The 17,039-nt window shown below is 52.0% G+C and carries 17 protein-coding genes and 2 pseudogenes; 12 read left to right on the top strand and 7 right to left on the bottom strand.

What is annotated here, in order from left to right:
- Nucleotide 1 precedes the first annotated feature (1 nt).
- Nucleotides 2-583: pseudogene (gene cobO, locus BM191_RS02495) on the top strand (cob(I)yrinic acid a,c-diamide adenosyltransferase); the annotation flags it as partial.
- Between the two features lie 49 nt (nt 584-632).
- Here cobO and rluB read toward each other — a convergent pair.
- The 3 genes from rluB to rnm all read right to left on the bottom strand — a co-directional run bounded on the left by rluB (nt 633) and on the right by rnm (nt 3,189).
- A complete protein-coding gene (gene rluB, locus BM191_RS02490; RefSeq protein ID WP_092874666.1) occupies nt 633-1,523 on the bottom strand; it encodes a 23S rRNA pseudouridine(2605) synthase RluB in 891 nt (296 codons plus the stop codon).
- A 155-nt stretch (nt 1,524-1,678) separates the two neighbouring features.
- Nucleotides 1,679-2,299, bottom strand: a complete 621-nt coding sequence (locus tag BM191_RS02485; RefSeq protein WP_092874662.1) for an L-threonylcarbamoyladenylate synthase — start codon at nt 2,297-2,299, stop codon at nt 1,679-1,681.
- A complete protein-coding gene (gene rnm, locus BM191_RS02480) occupies nt 2,296-3,189 on the bottom strand; it encodes an RNase RNM (RefSeq protein WP_092874659.1) in 894 nt (297 codons plus the stop codon). The genes BM191_RS02485 and rnm overlap by 4 nt, the downstream gene beginning before the upstream one ends.
- 279 nt (nt 3,190-3,468) lie before the next feature.
- Here rnm and BM191_RS02475 point away from each other — a divergent pair, with 279 nt between their 5' ends.
- The 6 genes and pseudogenes from BM191_RS02475 (at nt 3,469) to BM191_RS02445 (ending at nt 10,498) form a co-directional block, all read left to right on the top strand.
- On the top strand, nt 3,469-5,031 hold the full coding sequence (locus tag BM191_RS02475) for an anthranilate synthase component 1 (protein WP_092875201.1): 1,563 nt from the start codon (nt 3,469-3,471) through the stop codon (nt 5,029-5,031).
- Nucleotides 5,031-6,636, top strand: a pseudogene (gene trpD, locus BM191_RS16995) (bifunctional anthranilate synthase glutamate amidotransferase component TrpG/anthranilate phosphoribosyltransferase TrpD). Before BM191_RS02475 ends, trpD begins: the two are co-directional and overlap by 1 nt.
- Nucleotides 6,637-6,638: 2 nt before the next feature.
- Nucleotides 6,639-8,000: a bifunctional indole-3-glycerol-phosphate synthase TrpC/phosphoribosylanthranilate isomerase TrpF gene (gene trpCF, locus BM191_RS02460; protein ID WP_092874650.1), complete on the top strand. Its 1,362-nt coding sequence runs from the start codon at nt 6,639-6,641 to the stop codon at nt 7,998-8,000.
- 48 nt (nt 8,001-8,048) lie between these two features.
- Nucleotides 8,049-9,239 (top strand): tryptophan synthase subunit beta, encoded by a 1,191-nt coding sequence (gene trpB / locus BM191_RS02455; RefSeq protein WP_092874647.1) that lies wholly within the window; start codon nt 8,049-8,051, stop codon nt 9,237-9,239.
- Nucleotides 9,239-10,042, top strand: a complete 804-nt coding sequence (gene trpA, locus BM191_RS02450; protein WP_092874644.1) for a tryptophan synthase subunit alpha — start codon at nt 9,239-9,241, stop codon at nt 10,040-10,042. The genes trpB and trpA overlap by 1 nt, the downstream gene beginning before the upstream one ends.
- A 138-nt stretch (nt 10,043-10,180) precedes the next feature.
- Complete coding sequence (locus BM191_RS02445; protein ID WP_092874641.1) at nt 10,181-10,498, top strand: BON domain-containing protein; 318 nt, start codon at nt 10,181-10,183, stop codon at nt 10,496-10,498.
- 61 nt (nt 10,499-10,559) lie between these two features.
- Here the strand turns inward: BM191_RS02445 and ompW are convergent, their stop codons facing one another.
- On the bottom strand, nt 10,560-11,192 hold the full coding sequence (ompW, locus tag BM191_RS02440) for an outer membrane protein OmpW (protein WP_092874637.1): 633 nt from the start codon (nt 11,190-11,192) through the stop codon (nt 10,560-10,562).
- 343 nt (nt 11,193-11,535) lie between these two features.
- On the opposite strand from ompW, the gene BM191_RS02435 reads away from it, so the two are divergent.
- The 3 genes from BM191_RS02435 (at nt 11,536) to yciA (ending at nt 13,372) form a co-directional block, all read left to right on the top strand.
- Nucleotides 11,536-12,279: a YciC family protein gene (locus tag BM191_RS02435; RefSeq protein WP_092874634.1), complete on the top strand. Its 744-nt coding sequence runs from the start codon at nt 11,536-11,538 to the stop codon at nt 12,277-12,279.
- Between the two features lie 72 nt (nt 12,280-12,351).
- Nucleotides 12,352-12,894, top strand: a complete 543-nt coding sequence (locus tag BM191_RS02430; RefSeq protein WP_092874631.1) for a septation protein A — start codon at nt 12,352-12,354, stop codon at nt 12,892-12,894.
- A gap of 46 nt (nt 12,895-12,940) precedes the next feature.
- A complete protein-coding gene (gene yciA / locus BM191_RS02425; RefSeq protein WP_092874628.1) occupies nt 12,941-13,372 on the top strand; it encodes an acyl-CoA thioester hydrolase YciA in 432 nt (143 codons plus the stop codon).
- Nucleotides 13,373-13,407: 35 nt separating this feature from the next.
- Here yciA and BM191_RS02420 read toward each other — a convergent pair whose 3' ends face one another.
- Entirely contained in the window at nt 13,408-14,157 is a 750-nt protein-coding gene (locus BM191_RS02420; RefSeq protein ID WP_092874625.1) for an energy transducer TonB, read from the bottom strand.
- A gap of 188 nt (nt 14,158-14,345) precedes the next feature.
- Here BM191_RS02420 and BM191_RS02415 point away from each other — a divergent pair, with 188 nt between their 5' ends.
- A complete protein-coding gene (locus BM191_RS02415; protein WP_092874622.1) occupies nt 14,346-14,642 on the top strand; it encodes a YciI family protein in 297 nt (98 codons plus the stop codon).
- A 74-nt stretch (nt 14,643-14,716) separates the two neighbouring features.
- On the opposite strand, the gene cydH is transcribed toward BM191_RS02415, so the two are convergent.
- Entirely contained in the window at nt 14,717-14,806 is a 90-nt protein-coding gene (gene cydH / locus BM191_RS02410; RefSeq protein WP_094030731.1) for a cytochrome bd-I oxidase subunit CydH, read from the bottom strand.
- Nucleotides 14,807-15,087: 281 nt separating this feature from the next.
- Between cydH and purR the strand changes: the two genes are divergently transcribed.
- Nucleotides 15,088-16,113, top strand: coding sequence for an HTH-type transcriptional repressor PurR (purR, locus tag BM191_RS02405; protein WP_092874619.1), 1,026 nt, complete (start codon nt 15,088-15,090; stop codon nt 16,111-16,113).
- A gap of 12 nt (nt 16,114-16,125) precedes the next feature.
- On the opposite strand, the gene punR is transcribed toward purR, so the two are convergent.
- Nucleotides 16,126-17,031, bottom strand: a complete 906-nt coding sequence (gene punR, locus BM191_RS02400) for a DNA-binding transcriptional activator PunR (RefSeq protein ID WP_092874616.1) — start codon at nt 17,029-17,031, stop codon at nt 16,126-16,128.
- Between the last annotated feature and the right edge of the window lie 8 nt (nt 17,032-17,039).

Below are 17,039 nucleotides of genomic sequence, written 5' to 3'. Positions count from 1 at the left end.
GGATCGTCACAAACAGCGCCAGCAGCGGCTTAAAGAACAGATTGATACACGGATTGCCGCCGCCAACGAAAAACGCGGTATTCTGATGGTGTTTACTAGTAACGGCAAAGGGAAAACCACCGCCGCATTTGGCACAGCCTGCCGTGCGGTCGGCCATCGCCACCATGTCGGCGTGGTTCAGTTCATCAAAGGGGAATGGCCCAACGGCGAGCGTAACGTGCTCGAACCGCAGGGCGTCGAATTTCAGGTAATGGCGACCGGATTTACCTGGGAAACACAAAGTCGCCAGGCAGACACTGACGCTTGCCTTGAGGTGTGGCAACATGCCGTACGTATGCTGGCAGATCCGACGCTCGGCCTGGCCATCCTTGACGAACTCACTTACATGCTAAGCTTCGACTATCTGCCGTTGAAAAAGGTTATTCAGGCGCTGCGATCCCGACCGCCACATCAGAACGTGATAATTTCCGGCCGTGGCTGCCATCGGGAGCTGCTGGATATGGCTGATACCGTCACTGAAATGCGACCGTCTAAGCACGCTTTCGACGCCGGTATTCAGGATCAGGAAGGTATTGAATGGTAGTAAAAGCGGGCCTCGTAGCCCGCTCAAATTTAGATAGCGTAAGCGGCAACTAACCGCGCCGTGTCGACGGCCGGCGCGTGTGTCCGGCGCGGGAAGAACCGGCACCGTTGCTGGTATGACGCTTTACAGCACGACGGATCTGATTGGCCTTAGTGCGGCGACGATCTTTTTCTACTGGCACGCGACTTTCCGTTTCCGCTGGTAAACCCACCATTTCACGCAGATAGTTAACCGGCTTTAAGTCCAGCTCGATCCAGCCGCCGCGTGGCAGCCCTTTCGGCAGCGATATATCGCCATATCGTACGCGCAACAAGCGGCTTACCTGAACGCCAACGGCTTCCCACATTCGACGAACTTCACGATTGCGCCCCTCGGTCAGGGTGACATTATACCACTGATTGATGCCCTCACCGCCTGTGTATTTCAGCGTTTTAAAGGATGCCGGTCCGTCCTCCAGCTGCACACCCCGGCTAAGCTGACGAATTTTCGCATCATCAATCTGACCGAAAACACGAACGGCATACTCGCGCTCAACTTCATTACTGGGATGCATCAGGCGATTAGCCAGCTCACCGTCAGTAGTGAACAGCAATAAGCCGCAGGTATTCACGTCAAGTCGCCCTACAGCAATCCAACGAGCACCACGCAGGCGCGGCAGACGATCGAACACTGTCGGACGCCCATCCGGATCGCTACGGGTACAAAGCTCACCTTCTGGTTTGTAATAGGCAAGCACCCGGCAGACTTCACTTTCGCTTTCGACTACATTGACCAGGTGACCATCGATACGGATCCTGAGGCTTTTGTTCGCTTCAACGCGGTCGCCCAAGGTTGCCAGCTTGCCATCAATGCTAACCCGACCGGCGGCGATCATCGCTTCAATTTCACGACGCGATCCATGCCCGGCACGGGCTAAAACTTTTTGTAATTTCTCGCTCATTTAGCGACCTCGCTGTCGCCTTCACAGGCATCAGTATCATTATTAAGACCACCAACAGGCAGAGACGGCTGGCAGTAGACAAAGGCCAGGCATTCTACCCGAACTTACGCTCGATGGGTAATAAATAGCGGGCGGAGGGCAATTCCGGTGCTTATTTATAGAAAAGGCTTAACGCTACCTGCCCCTTCGCGCATAACAACCGGCACGTTATCAGTCAGGTCAACAACCGTGGTTGGCTGCTGGCCCAGTGAGCCACCATGAATGACCAGCTCAACCAGATTACCCAGTTTGTCGTGAATTTCATCAGGATCGGATTCGGTAAAATCGTTGCCGGGCAAAATCAGCGACGTAGACATAATTGGCTCGTTGAATTGTTCAAGCAAAGCCAGAGCAACCGGATTCGAAGGCACTCGCAGGCCAATGGTTTTTCGCTTGTCATTCATCAGTCTCCTCGGCACCTCCTTCGTTGCTTTTAATATGAAGGTATAGTTGCCGGGGGTATTATTTTTGATCAATCGAAACGCGCTGTTATCAACCTGGGCATAGGTGGAAAGCTCAGAAAGATCCCGGCAGATAAGGGTAAAATTATGGCTGCCTTCGAACTGCCGGATACGGCAAATCCGCTCCATCGCATTTTTTTCTTCCAGTCGGCAACCTAAGGCGTAACCGGAATCGGTTGGATAGACCATCACGCCGCCTTGATTGACGATCTCCACCGCCTGTTTAATCAGGCGGGGCTGTGGATTTTCCGGATGTATATGAAAAAATTGACTCATGTTTCCTCCTGACCGACTAACCCGGCCTGAGGCTGTAATTCCGGATATTTTATCCAGATGGCCTCTACGCAGGCGGGAAGCCAAAGTTTTTTGCCCAGCTCAATCCATGCACAAGGCTGATGGAAATCAGAGCCCTGAGATGCAGCTAAATCATAATCACGGGCATATTGTGCCAGCTGGCTGCGCTCCGCAGGTGCTTGCTGGCACTGCGCAACTTCCATTGCATCCCCCCCTTCCTGCTTGAAGCACAGCATTAACCGCTTCAGCCATTTAGCGGAAAGATTATAGCGCCCCGGATGGGCCAGCACCGATCTGCCACCAGAGTGACGAATAGCATCAATGGCTTGTTTCATTGTACACCACTGGGGTGGCACGTAGCCGATTTTCCCCCGCGCGAGGTAATTCTTAAATACCTGGGCCATATTCGACGCCTTACCTTGCCCGATAAGAAAACGGGCAAAGTGTCCACGGGTGATTACCCCACCGGCAGACAGCGCCATTGCCCCTTTAAGGGCGCCGGGGATATGCGCATTCTCAAGTCGACAGGCGATCATCTTTGCGCGGTTCAGTCGGCTTTCTGATTGCAGCTGCAATAGCGCCTGCATTGCAGCCGCATTGGGATCGATACCAAGACCAACAATGTGAATTTCGTTATTTTCCCACAGCGTGGAGATTTCAACGCCAGGTAAAAGATGCAAAGGCAACCCTTGCTCGGCAATTGCTTGCTGTGCCGGAGAAATACCGGCTACCGTATCATGATCGGTTAACGCCAGAATCCCGACCCGCATTTGTACGGCTCTGGCAACTAATTCCGCCGGTGTGAGCAAGCCGTCCGACGCCTGAGAATGGCTGTGTAAGTCATAAAGCGGAAAGCTGTCAAGTATGCTCATAACCGTTGATAAAGTTCCATTGCGTTAAACCAGCCCGCATCATACGCCGTTTAAACAAAGATGAGAAAAGCTGCTTGACATTCGCGCCATGAACCAGTTTACTAGTACGCAAGTTCAAAGGGGTATTAACATCATGGCATCTTTAATTGACGAATACATGGGTTGGTGGCGCAGCGCTCATTTATGGGCCGAGTCGTCATGCAGCCGTTAAACGGATGATGCAGATACCTGAGCCCGCTTTCGCGGGTTTTTTTTTACCTGATGGTTGGGAATATTGTTATGCCGAATGTTAAACCAACGCTCAAACTGATTATCAGCGAGGCACCTTACCGCGAGGATGCCGCCAATGTCTTTAATCAGCTTTGTGGCGCCCGCCCGGCGTCACTGCTGCTCGAATCTGCGGATATCGACAGCAAACATAATCTCAAAAGTTTGTTGATAGTAGACAGCGCTCTACGCATCACCGCACTTGGCAATCAGGTGACGATTAAAGCCCTTTCAACGAACGGTGTTGCGCTGTTACCTCTGCTGGATGCCGCGCTGCCCTCCAACGTTGAGAACCGCATCCATCCTGACGGCCGCACGCTCCTTTTTCCGGAATTTTCCGGGGAGCTTGATGAAGACTCCCGGCTAAAATCGCTGTCGGTATTCGATGCTCTGCGTCTGATTCCAGCGCTGGTCAGCGTTCCTGAGGATGAACGCGAAGCGATGTTTCTGGGTGGGCTGTTTGCCTACGATTTAGTTGCCGGTTTTGAAGATATACCCCTATTAGAGAGCGATCAACGCTGCCCGGACTACTGCTTCTATCTGGCAGAAACCTTGCTGGTGATCGACCATCAGAAACAGCAAGCTCGCTTACAGGCCAGCCTGTTTGAACAGGAATCCGCAGAGTTTCTGCGTTTGCAAACCCGTATCGAGCAACTACGCCGCCAGATGACCTTACCCGCCCCTCCGTTATCAGTCATGCCGGTTGAAAATATGACCCTGAGTTGCAATCAGAGCGACGAAACTTATCGCAACATTGTCGTTGAGATGCAGCAGGCGATCCGCCTCGGCGAAATTTTTCAGGTGGTGCCATCGCGTCGTTTTTCACTGCCCTGCCCATCCCCTCTGGCCGCCTATGATGTGCTGAAAAGAAGCAATCCCAGCCCGTACATGTTTTTTATGCAGGACAGCGACTTTACGCTCTTTGGTGCTTCGCCGGAAAGTTCGCTGAAATACGATGCACAAAGTCGAAAAATTGAAATCTATCCCATCGCTGGCTCACGTCCACGCGGACGCTTTGCCGATGGTTCGCTCGATCCCGATCTCGACAGCCGTATTGAGCTGGAAATGCGCACCGACCACAAAGAGCTGGCCGAACACATTATGCTGGTCGATCTGGCACGTAACGATTTAGCGCGTATTTGCGTGGCCGGTAGCCGCTATGTCGCTGATTTGACGAAAGTAGACCGCTACTCCTTCATCATGCACCTGGTATCACGCGTCGTTGGTGAACTTCGCGCCGACCTGGATGTTCTGCACGCTTATCGGGCCTGTATGAATATGGGCACCCTGAGCGGCGCGCCTAAAGTACGCGCAATGCAACTTATTGCCGGCGCAGAGAAAAGTCGCCGTGGCGCATATGGTGGTGCTGTGGGTTACTTTACCGCGCACGGCGATCTCGACACCTGCATCGTCATCCGCTCAGCTTACGTCGAAGACGCTGTCGCTTATGTACAGGCGGGCGCTGGCGTGGTACTTGACTCCTCCCCACAGGCCGAAGCCGATGAGTCAAGGAATAAAGCGCGCGCCGTCCTGCGGGCGATCGCCATCGCCCATCACTGCAAGGAGATGTTCTGATGGCTGAGATCCTATTGCTCGATAACGTCGACTCTTTCACTTACAACCTGGTCGATCAGCTGCGCGCATTTGGTCATCGGGTACAGGTTTACCGTAATAGCGTACCGCTCGGCATTCTGACTGAGCAACTCAAAACGTTGGAGAAACCCGTGCTGATGCTTTCTCCCGGCCCAGGTACGCCGTCACAGGCCGGCTGTATGCCAGCGTTATTACGCCAGCAGCGCGGTTACCTGCCAATTATCGGTATCTGTCTTGGCCATCAGGCTATTATCGAAGCTTATGGCGGCCATGTCGGTCAGGCGGATGAGATCCTGCACGGTAAGGCCTCGGCAATAACCCATGATGGTCAGGCGATGTTTGCCGGTCTGAACAATCCCTTACCCGTCGCCCGCTATCATTCACTGGTTGGCAGCAATACGCCGGATGAGCTGATTGTTAACGCCACTTATAACGGCATGGTGATGGCCGTGCGTCATGAACGTGATCGCGTATGCGGTTTCCAGTTTCATCCTGAATCGATTTTGACGACCCAAGGGGCGAATTTGCTCGAGCAGACGCTCTCCTGGGCGCTTGCCTGATGTGCGTACCAGAGGAAGGAGTTATTTCATGAATAGCATTCTGGAAAAAGTGTATCGGGGTGAGTTTCTTAGTCAGACTGAGAGCCAACAGCTGTTTTCATCAATCATTACCGGTCAGCTCGAACCCACCCAATTGGCTGGCGTTTTAATTGCCATGAAAGTGCGCGGCGTACGGCCGGAAGAGATCGCCGGGGCCGCCACCGCGCTGCTGGAGGATGCCGAGCCTTTTCCGCGTCCGGATTACGCCTTTGCCGATATCGTCGGTACCGGCGGCGACGGCAGCAATAGCATCAATATTTCAACAGCCAGCGCTTTTGTCGCTGCAAGCTGTGGCCTGAAGGTGGCGAAACACGGTAATCGTAGCGTATCCAGTAAATCCGGGTCATCCGATCTGCTGGCAGCCTTTGGCATCAGTCTTGACATGCCCGCCAAACAGGCACGCCAGGCACTGGACGAACTGAACGTCTGCTTTCTGTTCGCGCCGCAATATCATCGCGGTTTTCGCCATGCAATGCCCGTTCGTCATCAGTTAAAAACCCGCACCCTGTTTAATGTCCTGGGACCGCTGATTAACCCAGCCCGTCCGGCGCTGGCCGTTATCGGCGTTTACAGCGCAGAGCTGGTGCAACCCATTGCTCAGACGCTAAAGATGCTGGGCTATCAGCGCGCAGCGGTGGTACACGGCGGCGGGATGGATGAGGTTGCTCTGCACGCACCAACCCATATTGCCGAGCTGCGCGATGATCAAATTACCAGCTATCAGCTCACGCCACAGGATTTCGGGCTGGATGCACATTCACAAGAAGCACTGGCAGGCGGAACGCCGGAAGAAAATCGTGACATTCTTACCCGTTTACTCCAGGGTAAAGGCGAGCGCGCTCATGAAGAGGCGGTTGCCGCTAATGTGGCGCTACTGTTGAAGATTTTTGGTCATGAAGATTTACGTTCAAATGCTCAACTGGCGCTGGAAACCATTCGTAGCGGACAGGCCTGGCAGCGTGTTGTCGACCTGGCAGCCAGAGGATAATCATGCAAGAAACCGTACTGAATCAAATCGTTTGTGATAAAGCGGCCTGGATTGAAGCGCGAAAAGTACGCCAGCCACTGGTCAGCTTTCAAAATGAGATCGTTCCGGCAATGCGCAGTTTTTATGATGCGCTGAGCGGTAATCGCACCGTGTTTATACTTGAATGTAAAAAAGCATCGCCTTCTAAAGGCGTTATTCGGGATAATTTCGACCCCGCGGCAATCGCCGGGATATATAAAGAGCACGCCGCTGCTATTTCCGTACTAACCGATGAAAAGTATTTCATGGGTAGTTTTGACTTTCTGTCGCAGGTTAGCGCGGCCGTTCATCAGCCGGTGCTTTGCAAAGACTTTATCATCGACCCGTATCAAATCTATCTGGCGCGTTTGCATCAGGCAGATGCCATCCTGCTGATGCTTTCAGTGCTGAATGACGAACAATACCGGCAGCTGGCGGCCGTTGCTCACAGCCTGAATATGGGTGTACTGACCGAAGTCAGTAATGAGGACGAATTGATGAGAGCAAAAACGCTCCAGGCCAGAGTGGTCGGGATCAATAATCGCGATTTACGCGATCTCTCTATTGATCTTAATCGCACTCGTCGCCTTGCCCGCTGTCTTGGCGAAGGCGTGACAGTCATCAGTGAGTCAGGTATCAGTAACTATGGACAGATCCGGGAGCTGAGTCGCTTTGTAAACGGCTTTTTAATCGGCTCGGCGCTGATGGCAGAGCAGGATTTGGCCGCAGCCGTTCACCGGGTATTGCTTGGCGATAATAAGGTTTGCGGTCTGACCCGCGCTGAAGACGCCCAGGCTGCACATCATGCAGGCGCTATTTATGGCGGCCTTATTTTTGTTCCAGGTTCGCCACGGCAGATCGATGAACACCAAGCCCGCGCTATCATCGAATCCGCACCGTTAAAGTACATTGGTGTATTCCGTGATGCCGATTTGAGTGACATTGTCACGAAGGTTCAGTGTCTCAGCCTCTTTGCCGTGCAGTTACACGGCAATGAGAATCAGCGATTTATCAACCAGTTACGCCAAGCGCTGCCAAAGGCGACGAAAATATGGAAAGCACTCAGCGTCAGCGACACCTTGCCTGCAATGGATCTTCAGCATGTAGATCGCTATCTGCTGGATAACGGTCAGGGTGGAAGCGGCCAGCTTTTCGACTGGTCACTGCTTGCCGGACAAAACTTGTCACAGGTGATGCTCGCTGGTGGTCTGAGCGCTGATAACTGCGTTCAGGCGGCGCAGTTAGGCTGTGCCGGCCTTGACTTCAATAGCGGCGTAGAGAGTGTCCCTGGTCGTAAGGACGCGGCAAAAATCGCCGCGGTTTTTCAGACGCTGCGGGCCTATTAGCTTTATGGGCGCTCAGCGCCACTGGTATGTCTTACTAAGGAAGCATGAATGACATTACTTAACCCCTATTTTGGTGAATTTGGCGGCATGTTTGTCCCACAGATCCTAATGCCTGCGCTGCAGCAGCTGGAAGAAGCTTTCGTTAATGCTCAACAAGATCCCGAGTTTCAGTCTCAGTTTTCCAGCCTGCTAAAAAACTATGCCGGCCGCCCTACCGCGCTGACCCGCTGCGATAACCTGACCAGGGGGACCGCTACCCGGCTTTATCTCAAGCGTGAAGATTTACTGCATGGCGGCGCACATAAAACTAACCAGGTACTCGGTCAGGCACTGCTTGCCAAACGGATGGGTAAAACGGAAATTATTGCCGAGACGGGTGCCGGCCAGCACGGTGTCGCGTCGGCTCTCGCCAGCGCGCTGGTAGGTTTGAAATGCCGTATTTATATGGGTGCCAAAGACATTGAGCGCCAGTCACCTAACGTATTCCGTATGCGTCTGATGGGCGCCGAGGTTATACCGGTACACAGTGGCTCCTCGACGTTAAAAGATGCCTGTAACGAGGCGCTGCGTGACTGGTCCGGCAGCTATGAGACCGCTCATTACATGCTGGGTACTGCTGCAGGCCCACACCCTTATCCCACCATTGTGCGTGAATTTCAGCGCATGATTGGCACAGAAACCAAGGCGCAGATACTCGAAGCCGAAGGTAGGCTGCCGGATGCAGTGCTGGCCTGTGTTGGCGGAGGATCGAATGCAATCGGTATGTTTGCCGACTTCATTGATGACCCCAGCGTTAGCCTGATTGGCATTGAGCCGGCCGGACATGGTATTGATACCGGCGAACATGGCGCACCGTTAAAGCATGGTCGCATTGGCATTTACTTCGGCATGAAAGCACCGATGATGCAAACGGAAGATGGGCAAATTGAGGAATCTTACTCTATCTCTGCCGGACTGGATTTCCCCTCTGTCGGTCCACAGCATGCACACCTTAACAGCATCGGACGAGCAGACTACGTTTCAATCACCGATGACGAAGCGCTGGACGCTTTTAAAACGCTGTGTCGCAGTGAAGGCATCATACCGGCGCTGGAGTCATCACACGCTCTGGCTTATGCCCTTAAATTGATCAAGGCTAATCCACAAAAAGAGCAGCTCCTGGTGGTGAATCTTTCAGGACGCGGCGACAAAGATATTTTTACCGTTCACGACATCTTGAAAGCCAGGGGGGAGATCTGATGGAGCGTTATCATCAACTGTTTAACCGGCTAGCCAGAAAAAAAGAAGGTGCTTTTGTGCCTTTTGTTTCGCTGGGTGACCCAACACCTGAGCTTTCTTTGCAGATAATAGACTCGCTGATTGAAGGCGGGGCCGATGCCCTGGAGTTAGGCATTCCCTTTTCCGATCCCCTGGCAGATGGCCCGACGATCCAGGGGGGTAACCTGCGTGCTTTCTCCGCCGGAACCAATCCGCAAATTTGCTTTGAGCTACTGTCATCAATCCGACAGAAATACCCCGAGATGCCGATCGGTTTATTGATGTACGCCAACCTGGTTTTTCACAACGGCATCGATTTTTTTTACGCTCGCTGCCAGCAGGTTGGCGTTGACTCAGTACTGATTGGCGACGTCCCGCTGGAAGAGTCGGCGGCCTTTCGTCAGTCCGCGATGCGCCATAACATAGCCCCCATATTCATGTGCCCGCCGAACGCCAGCGATGAACTGTTAAGAGAACTGGCATCACACGGTCGGGGCTATATCTATCTGCAATCGCGCGCCGGAGTCACCGGAACCGAAAATCGTGCACAGAAGTCACTCAGCGCACTGGTCACCAAACTGCGTGAGTATAATGCCGCCCCTGCTATTCAGGGATTTGGTATCTCTGAAGCATCCCAGGTGCGTAACATTATTGCTTCCGGCGCCGCCGGGGCGATTGCTGGCTCCGCCACGGTAAAGCTGATTGAAAAACATTACGCCCGTCCGGCGGAGATGCTTACCGCACTACGCGATTTTACACGCCAGATGAAAGCAGCTACTTGCTGAATCTGACAGCGCCTTATTCTAGAGTATAAGGCGCATCTAACATAATTTACTCTCCCCAATGGCACTTATTTCTCCTGAGGCTAAACTTATCGCGCAGCACTGTTGCTGCTACCGTTTTGATTTACAGGGAGAGCAGAGATGAAATGGTCTAAATCGCTGGGTGGACTTTTTGCCGCTATGATGATGGCGCTGACGCTAAGCGCGTGCGCCCCGACTGAACACAAAGAAGGCACCGGTGGTTACATTGACGATACCGTCATCACAACCAAGGTTAAAAGTCAGTTGTTCGGTGATGAGCAGCTAAAAAATACCAATCAGATAAGCGTTGAGACGTTTAAAGGACGGGTACAGCTAAGCGGCTTTGTTGCATCGCCACAGATGGCCGAGCGCGCAGTTTCAGTCGCGCGCCGCGTGGCGGGTGTAAAATCGGTCATAAACGATATGCAGATTCGCTAACCGTCGACTGAAAGCGATTAAGCCAGCGCAGAGATAACCCTTTGCGCTGGCTTTTTTTAAATCAGAATTTGTAACCGGCACCGAAGAAGAACACCACCGGGTTAATATTGGTATTAATGCTATTCTGTTTAACGCCATTGACACGGAAGCTAACGTCGGTATTGATATTCATATACCAGACAGAAGCATTAAGCATCCAGTTATCAGTCAGCTGATAATCCAGACCGGCAACCCCGGCGAAACCCAGTGAGTTTTTGGCGTGTAAATCGCTCAGTCCCGCACCGCGTCCGGTATCGTTGAAGCGCTCCTGATAAAAATAGGTATAGTTAACGCCCGCGCCGATATAAGGATTAAATTTACCTAATCCGCTGAAATACCACTGCACCACCAGCGATGGCGGCAGCTGTTTTAACGTCGCAATATCACCAAGTGACGGCAAACCAACCCGATGACGAAACGGCGTGGCACCCAGCAACTCGATACCAATGTTATCGGTCGCCATGTAGGTAAACGTAAGCCCCAGCTGAGTTTCATTGCTGACATTAAACTCGCCCAGGCCAAGAACGTCATCTGAGCCTCCGGTTGGCCGCACGGTTGCGCTACCGGCACGGATAAAAAAGTCACCCGCCTGATGCGCAGAAGCGACTGCCGGAAGTAACATACACGCTGCCAGCACTGTTGCTTTTAGTTTCATTCACCCCTCCTTTATTAATATCTGTTACGTCATTGTCAGTTTTCGTCAGCATTACCTCCTGGCTAACAATTGAATTCATTGATACAGCGCAACCAATGCGTTGGATCAATTTTTTTGTTATAAGAAATAGAAGCCTACTTGATCAGAATCAAGTTTCGAATTTTAGTGAATGTAAAAACTCACAGCACCCAGGTCTGCGACACGGCATAGAAAAAGAGTGTTTTGCTCGCTTTTTGTTGCCAGTGTGATTTTTGTTAATGAAAGTTATGTAAGACAGGGTGCCAGTCCGTTATCAGACCATGTACAATCGCCGGATTCGTTAATCAGGCTTTAAGGAGAATACATGTCAATCACGGCTGGCTCGTTATACCGTGACTCGGGAAATTTTTTTCGGCACCAGCTGGTAACCATCTTGCTGATGGCACTACTTAGCGCATTTATCAGCGTCATGATTGGCCACGCACTTACGCCTGGCGTAGAACAGTTATCACAACTTCCTCAGAATGGCTTGTCCAGCAATAACCTCGTGGAAATGGTGCGTAATCTCTCTCCTGAGCAGCAGCAAATCCTGCTACGGGCCTCTTTTGCCGGCTCACTGGCCTCTCTGGTGGGTAACACCCTGTTGATCGGTGGAATGTTGACGCTGATCCCGCGGGTAAGTGCGGGTGAACGCATCAGCGCGCTGCGGGCTATCGGCCTGTCGGCACCACTGTTGCCTCGCCTGCTGGTCCTGTCATTTCTGATGACGCTGGTGATTCAGCTTGGTTTTCTTTTTGTCGTGTTACCGGGCATTATTCTGGCTATCCTGCTCTCACTGGCGCCGGTGATACTCGCTTCAGGCAACGGCATTTTTGCCTCAATACGACAAAGCGTCAGTCTGGTATGGCGAAACATGCGTCTGGTTACGCCTGGCGTACTTTTCTGGTTGCTGGCAAAGATGATCTTACTGCTAGTTATAACCCGACTTCTGCCTGAGCTGGCGCAGCATTACTACACCCTGCTGAGTGTGCTGGCTAACGGTGTAAGTAATCTCATCTCGGCGCTGCTGATAATATATCTGTGCCGCCTGTATATGTTATTACGTTAACTTTTCCGATGGCGTGCGCTCACGCCATCGTGACGAATCCATGACCACTCTGTTCTGGTATCTAAAAAGCTTATGAAGCAGTTACTTGATTTTCTCCCTCTGGTGGTATTTTTTGTTTTTTATAAAATGTACGATATTTTTGTTGCTACCGGCGCACTGGTTGCCGCTACTGCCTTAGCGCTGGCAGCAAGCTGGTTTTTGTATCGGAAAATTGAAAAAATGACCCTGGTCACCTTCGCTATCGTGGTGGTATTCGGCCTGCTGACGATCATTTTTCATAACGATGAGTTTCTCAAATGGAAAGTAACCGTTATTTACACGCTGTTCGGCATCGCCTTGCTGGTCAGTCAGTTCATAATGAATAAGCCGCTGATTGAAACCATGTTAGGTAAAGAATTGAAGCTACCAGATCGGGCGTGGCGGAGGCTGAACGTTGCCTGGGCGCTGTTCTTCCTGGCCTGCGGCTTGCTCAACATATATGTAGCCTTCTGGCTGGCGCAGTCAGTTTGGGTTGACTTCAAAGTCTTTGGCCTGACCGGTTTAACGCTGCTATTTACCCTTTTAAGTGGTGTTTATATTTACCGGTTGATGCCGCAACAAGAACAGAAAAAGTAGCTTTACGGCTGACTAAGCAGAAACTTTCGATACGAGAAGCAAATGGATGAATGAAGTAAAAAAATTGCCACGGGGTGAAATGGTATTGCGAACTCTGGCGATGCCCGCCGACACCAATGCTAACGGTGATATTTTTGGCGGTTGGTTGATGTCCCAGATGGATATGGGCGGCGCAATTCTGGCAAAAGAGATTGCTGGTGGGCGCGTGGTGACCGTTCGCGTAGACGGTATGACCTTTTTAAAACCCGTCGCGGTGGGTGATGTGGTTTGTTGCCATGCGCACTGCATCCGTACCGGAACAAGCTCAATGACGATTAACGTTGAGGTGTGGATAAAAAAAGTCTCTTCCGAACCTATCGGTCAGCGTTACTGTACGACCGAAGCGGTGTTTATCTATGTTGCAGTTGATAACAACGGAAAGCCGCGTTCCCTGCCGGAAGGTAAAAGTCACTTCACGCTGGATGAAAACAAAAACTGAACTATTTCCGCGTCGCCGGGACGCGGAAATTACGCCTAATCTAAATTAATGCCCCCCTCAAGGCGGAACTGAATATTCATAGTGACATTCTGTCCCGGCTTACCTGGCTGATAGCGCCATCTACGCATCGCCTGCTTAACTTCCCTCTCAAACATATTCTGCGGCTTAGCGGAGAGAATACGAATATTTTCCACCCGCCCTTCATTATTGACATCAAACGCCACTCGCACGTTACCCTCAATACGCAATGCATTAGCACGTGACGGATAGATTGGTTTCACTGTGCTCAGCGGTTCGGGGCCGGTTGAAACCGACTTCAATGGCGAGGGTGGCGCTTTGGACACGCTAGAAGGCTGAATCGGCCGGGACGTTGCCTGGTGTTGTCCAAACGGATTCACCGGACGCTGCTGTGGTTTTGACGCGGCTTTCCTGGGCTTTATCGGTTCTTTTTTTACCGGCTTAGGTTCAGGTTTTGGTACAGGCACTGCTTCAGGTTTCGGGACAGGCACTGGTTCAGGTTTCGGCGCCTCAGGTACTGGCTCAGGCGGTAAAGGCTCCGACTGGGGTTCTGGCTCAGCCATCGGCGTGGTAACGGCCTCGGACTGGGGCTGAACTTCAGGTGCCACAAGAGTCACGCTAAAAGGCTGAGACGCGTTGGGCTTCTGCCGCACGTGATGGTACGAAGCGTACAGCATCGCCGCCACCAGCGCACCATGAAGCAGTATTGAGACCAGCATGGCAAGCGGCGAACGGCTGGCAAATTCCGTAGGGGTCAACGTCGTCATAATTCATATTGTCGTTTAATGAAGCCATGCATTTTAAATGCAAATAGCAATCAATTTCAATAACAGGCAGCCATTGTTCCACTTTTTGTGCGCTGAGCTTATGTTACGGTTTTCTTGCCTGACAAATTGCACTACCTTAGCGAAAGCTCACCGATGTCCATGTTATTTATCTGTCAGGAGTTCTACCCGTGCTTTATATCATTTTCGCTGAAGATAACGCTGATTCACTCGAAAAGCGTAACACCGTCCGAGCTGCACACCTTGCCCGTTTGCAGCTTCTGCAGGACGAGGGCCGTTTGATTGTTGCCGGACCTTTGCCTGCTGTTGACAGTAACGACCCTGGCAATGCGGGCTTCAGCGGCTCAGCCATTATTGCCGAATTTCAGTCACTGGAGCAGGCTAAAGCATGGGCTGATGCCGATCCTTACATTGCTGCAGGGGTATACCGGGAGGTGACTGTGCGCCCTTTCAAACGGGTATTCTGACGGTAACTAAAATTTAACTGATGACAAAAAGGGGCTATTCACGGCCCCTTTTGCTTAATTAGACGAGTTACAGATTAATGCATTGCTGCTGTCAGACCAAACGTCACAATCATGGTTAAGGCACAAACTGTCGTCAGCAACGCCATTTTCAAATCGGTGGACATTACTTCTCCTTCAAAAGGCTCAATTTCATCACAGGTTCAATTTTGGCATAATTGCGGGTAAAGATCTCGTGTTCTGCCAGGAGGCTTGTTAAAATTCGTTTCCTCATTGCGTAACAACGATATTGCCAGCATCAGGTCCACAACAAAGAAGGTCCGCCCCGCTCTGGCCGCAACATGACTCATTGACATTGTTATTTTTGGCCCTTTAACGCCTGCATTTTTCAGGCAAACGATTAACATAAGGCTTATCCCGGAAAGATCAGGCCAGGAGTCCTTGGTAAATGGCAACGATTAAAGATGTGGCAAAACAAGCAGGGGTTTCGACAACCACGGTTTCCCACGTCATCAATAAAACCCGCTTTGTCGCTGAAGAGACACGGGAGGCAGTATGGCACGCGATCAGAGCACTGCATTATTCCCCCAGCGCGGTGGCCCGCAGCCTCAAAGTAAACCACACCAGAACAATCGGTTTGCTCGCTACCGCCACCGAAGCGCCCTATTTTGCTGAAATCATTCAGGCCGTAGAGAATCGCTGCTTTGCCCGTGGTTACACGCTGATCCTGGGTAACGCTCATAATGAATTGCAAAAACAGCAGGCCTATCTGGCGATGATGGCCCAAAAGCGGGTAGACGGTCTGCTGGTGATGTGCTCGGAGTATCCCAACGACCTGATAAAGATGCTTGAAGAGCATCGCCATATTCCTATGGTTGTCATGGACTGGGGTGCATCCCGCGGCGACTTTACCGATACCGTGCAGGATAACGCATTCAACGGTGGTTACATGGTTGGTCGCTACCTTATTGAGCGAGGTCATCGGGATATTGGTGCTATTCCGGGACAAATGGAGCGTAATACAGGGGGCGGACGTCATGCAGGCTTCCTTAAGGCGTTACAGGAGGCTAACATCAGCTTGCGTGATGAATGGGTCGTTCAGGGCGATTTTGAACCCGAGTCGGGCTATCATGCAATGCAACAAATTTTGTCACGCAAACAGCGCCCTACGGCCGTATTTTGCGGCGGCGATGTTATGGCAATGGGTGCTATTTGTGCTGCTGATGAAATGGGCCTGCGCGTACCACAGGATATCTCAGTTATTGGTTACGATAATGTCCGCAACGCCCGTTATTTCACCCCTGCATTAACGACAGTGCATCAGCCGAAAGAACGGCTAGGGGAAACGGCACTGGATATGCTACTTGACCGCATTCTCAATAAGCGCGAAGAGCCTCAGACAATTGAAGTGCATCCTCACTTGATCGAGCGTCGCTCAGTTGTCGACGGTCCCTTCCGCGATTACCGCCGTTAAGTAATCCTCAGACTATTCCTGTAGCCATTCAGCATTTAGCGTATCCGGCTCGCCAAGGTAGCTTAGCAGCCAGGGCAGCGCCGGTGAGCTATTTGCCTGATGCCAGCTTACGCAACACGGGCTTGGAGGAACTGGCATTTCAAGTCGGAGTTCCGTCAGCGTCCCTCGCTCCAGCCAGGGACGCGCCAGATGCCCAGGAACCATGCCGATCCCCAGCCCCGCCTCAATGCAGCTAAAAGCCGTCTCCCAGTCCGGCACCACACGCCTTTGCTGATGATCAAGCGTCCAGGTCGTACGACGGGGTAATGAACGAGCGGTATCCTCGATTACCAGCGAAGGACAGCTACGGATCGCCTCTTCACTGAGAAGCTGATTAATAGTGGCTAACGGATGTGTTGCACTGGCCAGGCAGCGCCAGTTCAATCCGCCCATATCACGGAAGGCAAACTGACCGCCGACCGGTACTGCCTGCGTAGCACCAATTGCCACTTCAACCCGCCCTTCAGCTAATGCATCCCATACACCGTTAAATACCTCAAGCGTAATATGGAGCTCCATATCCGGGAAATGACGATAAAAATCGCGCACCAGCTGACGCGTTCGCCCAGGCTTGACAATGCGATCAATGGCAATAGTTAATTCGCCTCGCCAGCCTTTTGCCACCTGCTGGCAGCGTCGTCGCGCATCGTGCATTTTTTTGATAACAGAACGTCCTTCCTCAACAAAAACCTTTCCCGCTGGCGTGATAGCCACATCACGGTGACGTCGCTCAAAAAGCGCCACGCCAAGCCAGTTTTCCAGCTGACGAACGGTGTAGCTTACGGCTGAGGGTACGCGGTGTAACTCCTGAGCCGCAGCGGTGAAACTTCCACTACGCGCCACCGCATCTACCACTTCAAGGACGTATTCTGACCACATAATCTGCC

The sequence above is a fragment of the Izhakiella capsodis genome (genome assembly GCF_900115045.1).
Lineage (GTDB): Bacteria > Pseudomonadota > Gammaproteobacteria > Enterobacterales > Enterobacteriaceae > Izhakiella > Izhakiella capsodis.
This window is presented reverse-complemented; position numbering and strand designations above follow the sequence as displayed.

Bases quoted from the DNA above. Each gene is read 5' to 3' on its own strand.
- rluB (WP_092874666.1), bottom strand. From the start codon at position 1,523: ATGAGCGAGAAATTACAAAAAGTTTTAGCCCGTGCCGGGCATGGATCG.
- BM191_RS02485 (WP_092874662.1), bottom strand. From the start codon at position 2,299: ATGAGTCAATTTTTTCATATACATCCGGAAAATCCACAGCCCCGCCTG.
- rnm (WP_092874659.1), bottom strand. From the start codon at position 3,189: ATGAGCATACTTGACAGCTTTCCGCTTTATGACTTACACAGCCATTCT.
- BM191_RS02475 (WP_092875201.1), top strand. From the start codon at position 3,469: ATGCCGAATGTTAAACCAACGCTCAAACTGATTATCAGCGAGGCACCT.
- trpCF (WP_092874650.1), top strand. From the start codon at position 6,639: ATGCAAGAAACCGTACTGAATCAAATCGTTTGTGATAAAGCGGCCTGG.
- trpB (WP_092874647.1), top strand. From the start codon at position 8,049: ATGACATTACTTAACCCCTATTTTGGTGAATTTGGCGGCATGTTTGTC.
- trpA (WP_092874644.1), top strand. From the start codon at position 9,239: ATGGAGCGTTATCATCAACTGTTTAACCGGCTAGCCAGAAAAAAAGAA.
- BM191_RS02445 (WP_092874641.1), top strand. From the start codon at position 10,181: ATGAAATGGTCTAAATCGCTGGGTGGACTTTTTGCCGCTATGATGATG.
- ompW (WP_092874637.1), bottom strand. From the start codon at position 11,192: ATGAAACTAAAAGCAACAGTGCTGGCAGCGTGTATGTTACTTCCGGCA.
- BM191_RS02435 (WP_092874634.1), top strand. From the start codon at position 11,536: ATGTCAATCACGGCTGGCTCGTTATACCGTGACTCGGGAAATTTTTTT.
- BM191_RS02430 (WP_092874631.1), top strand. From the start codon at position 12,352: ATGAAGCAGTTACTTGATTTTCTCCCTCTGGTGGTATTTTTTGTTTTT.
- yciA (WP_092874628.1), top strand. From the start codon at position 12,941: ATGAATGAAGTAAAAAAATTGCCACGGGGTGAAATGGTATTGCGAACT.
- BM191_RS02420 (WP_092874625.1), bottom strand. From the start codon at position 14,157: ATGACGACGTTGACCCCTACGGAATTTGCCAGCCGTTCGCCGCTTGCC.
- cydH (WP_094030731.1), bottom strand. From the start codon at position 14,806: ATGTCCACCGATTTGAAAATGGCGTTGCTGACGACAGTTTGTGCCTTA.
- purR (WP_092874619.1), top strand. From the start codon at position 15,088: ATGGCAACGATTAAAGATGTGGCAAAACAAGCAGGGGTTTCGACAACC.
- punR (WP_092874616.1), bottom strand. From the start codon at position 17,031: ATGTGGTCAGAATACGTCCTTGAAGTGGTAGATGCGGTGGCGCGTAGT.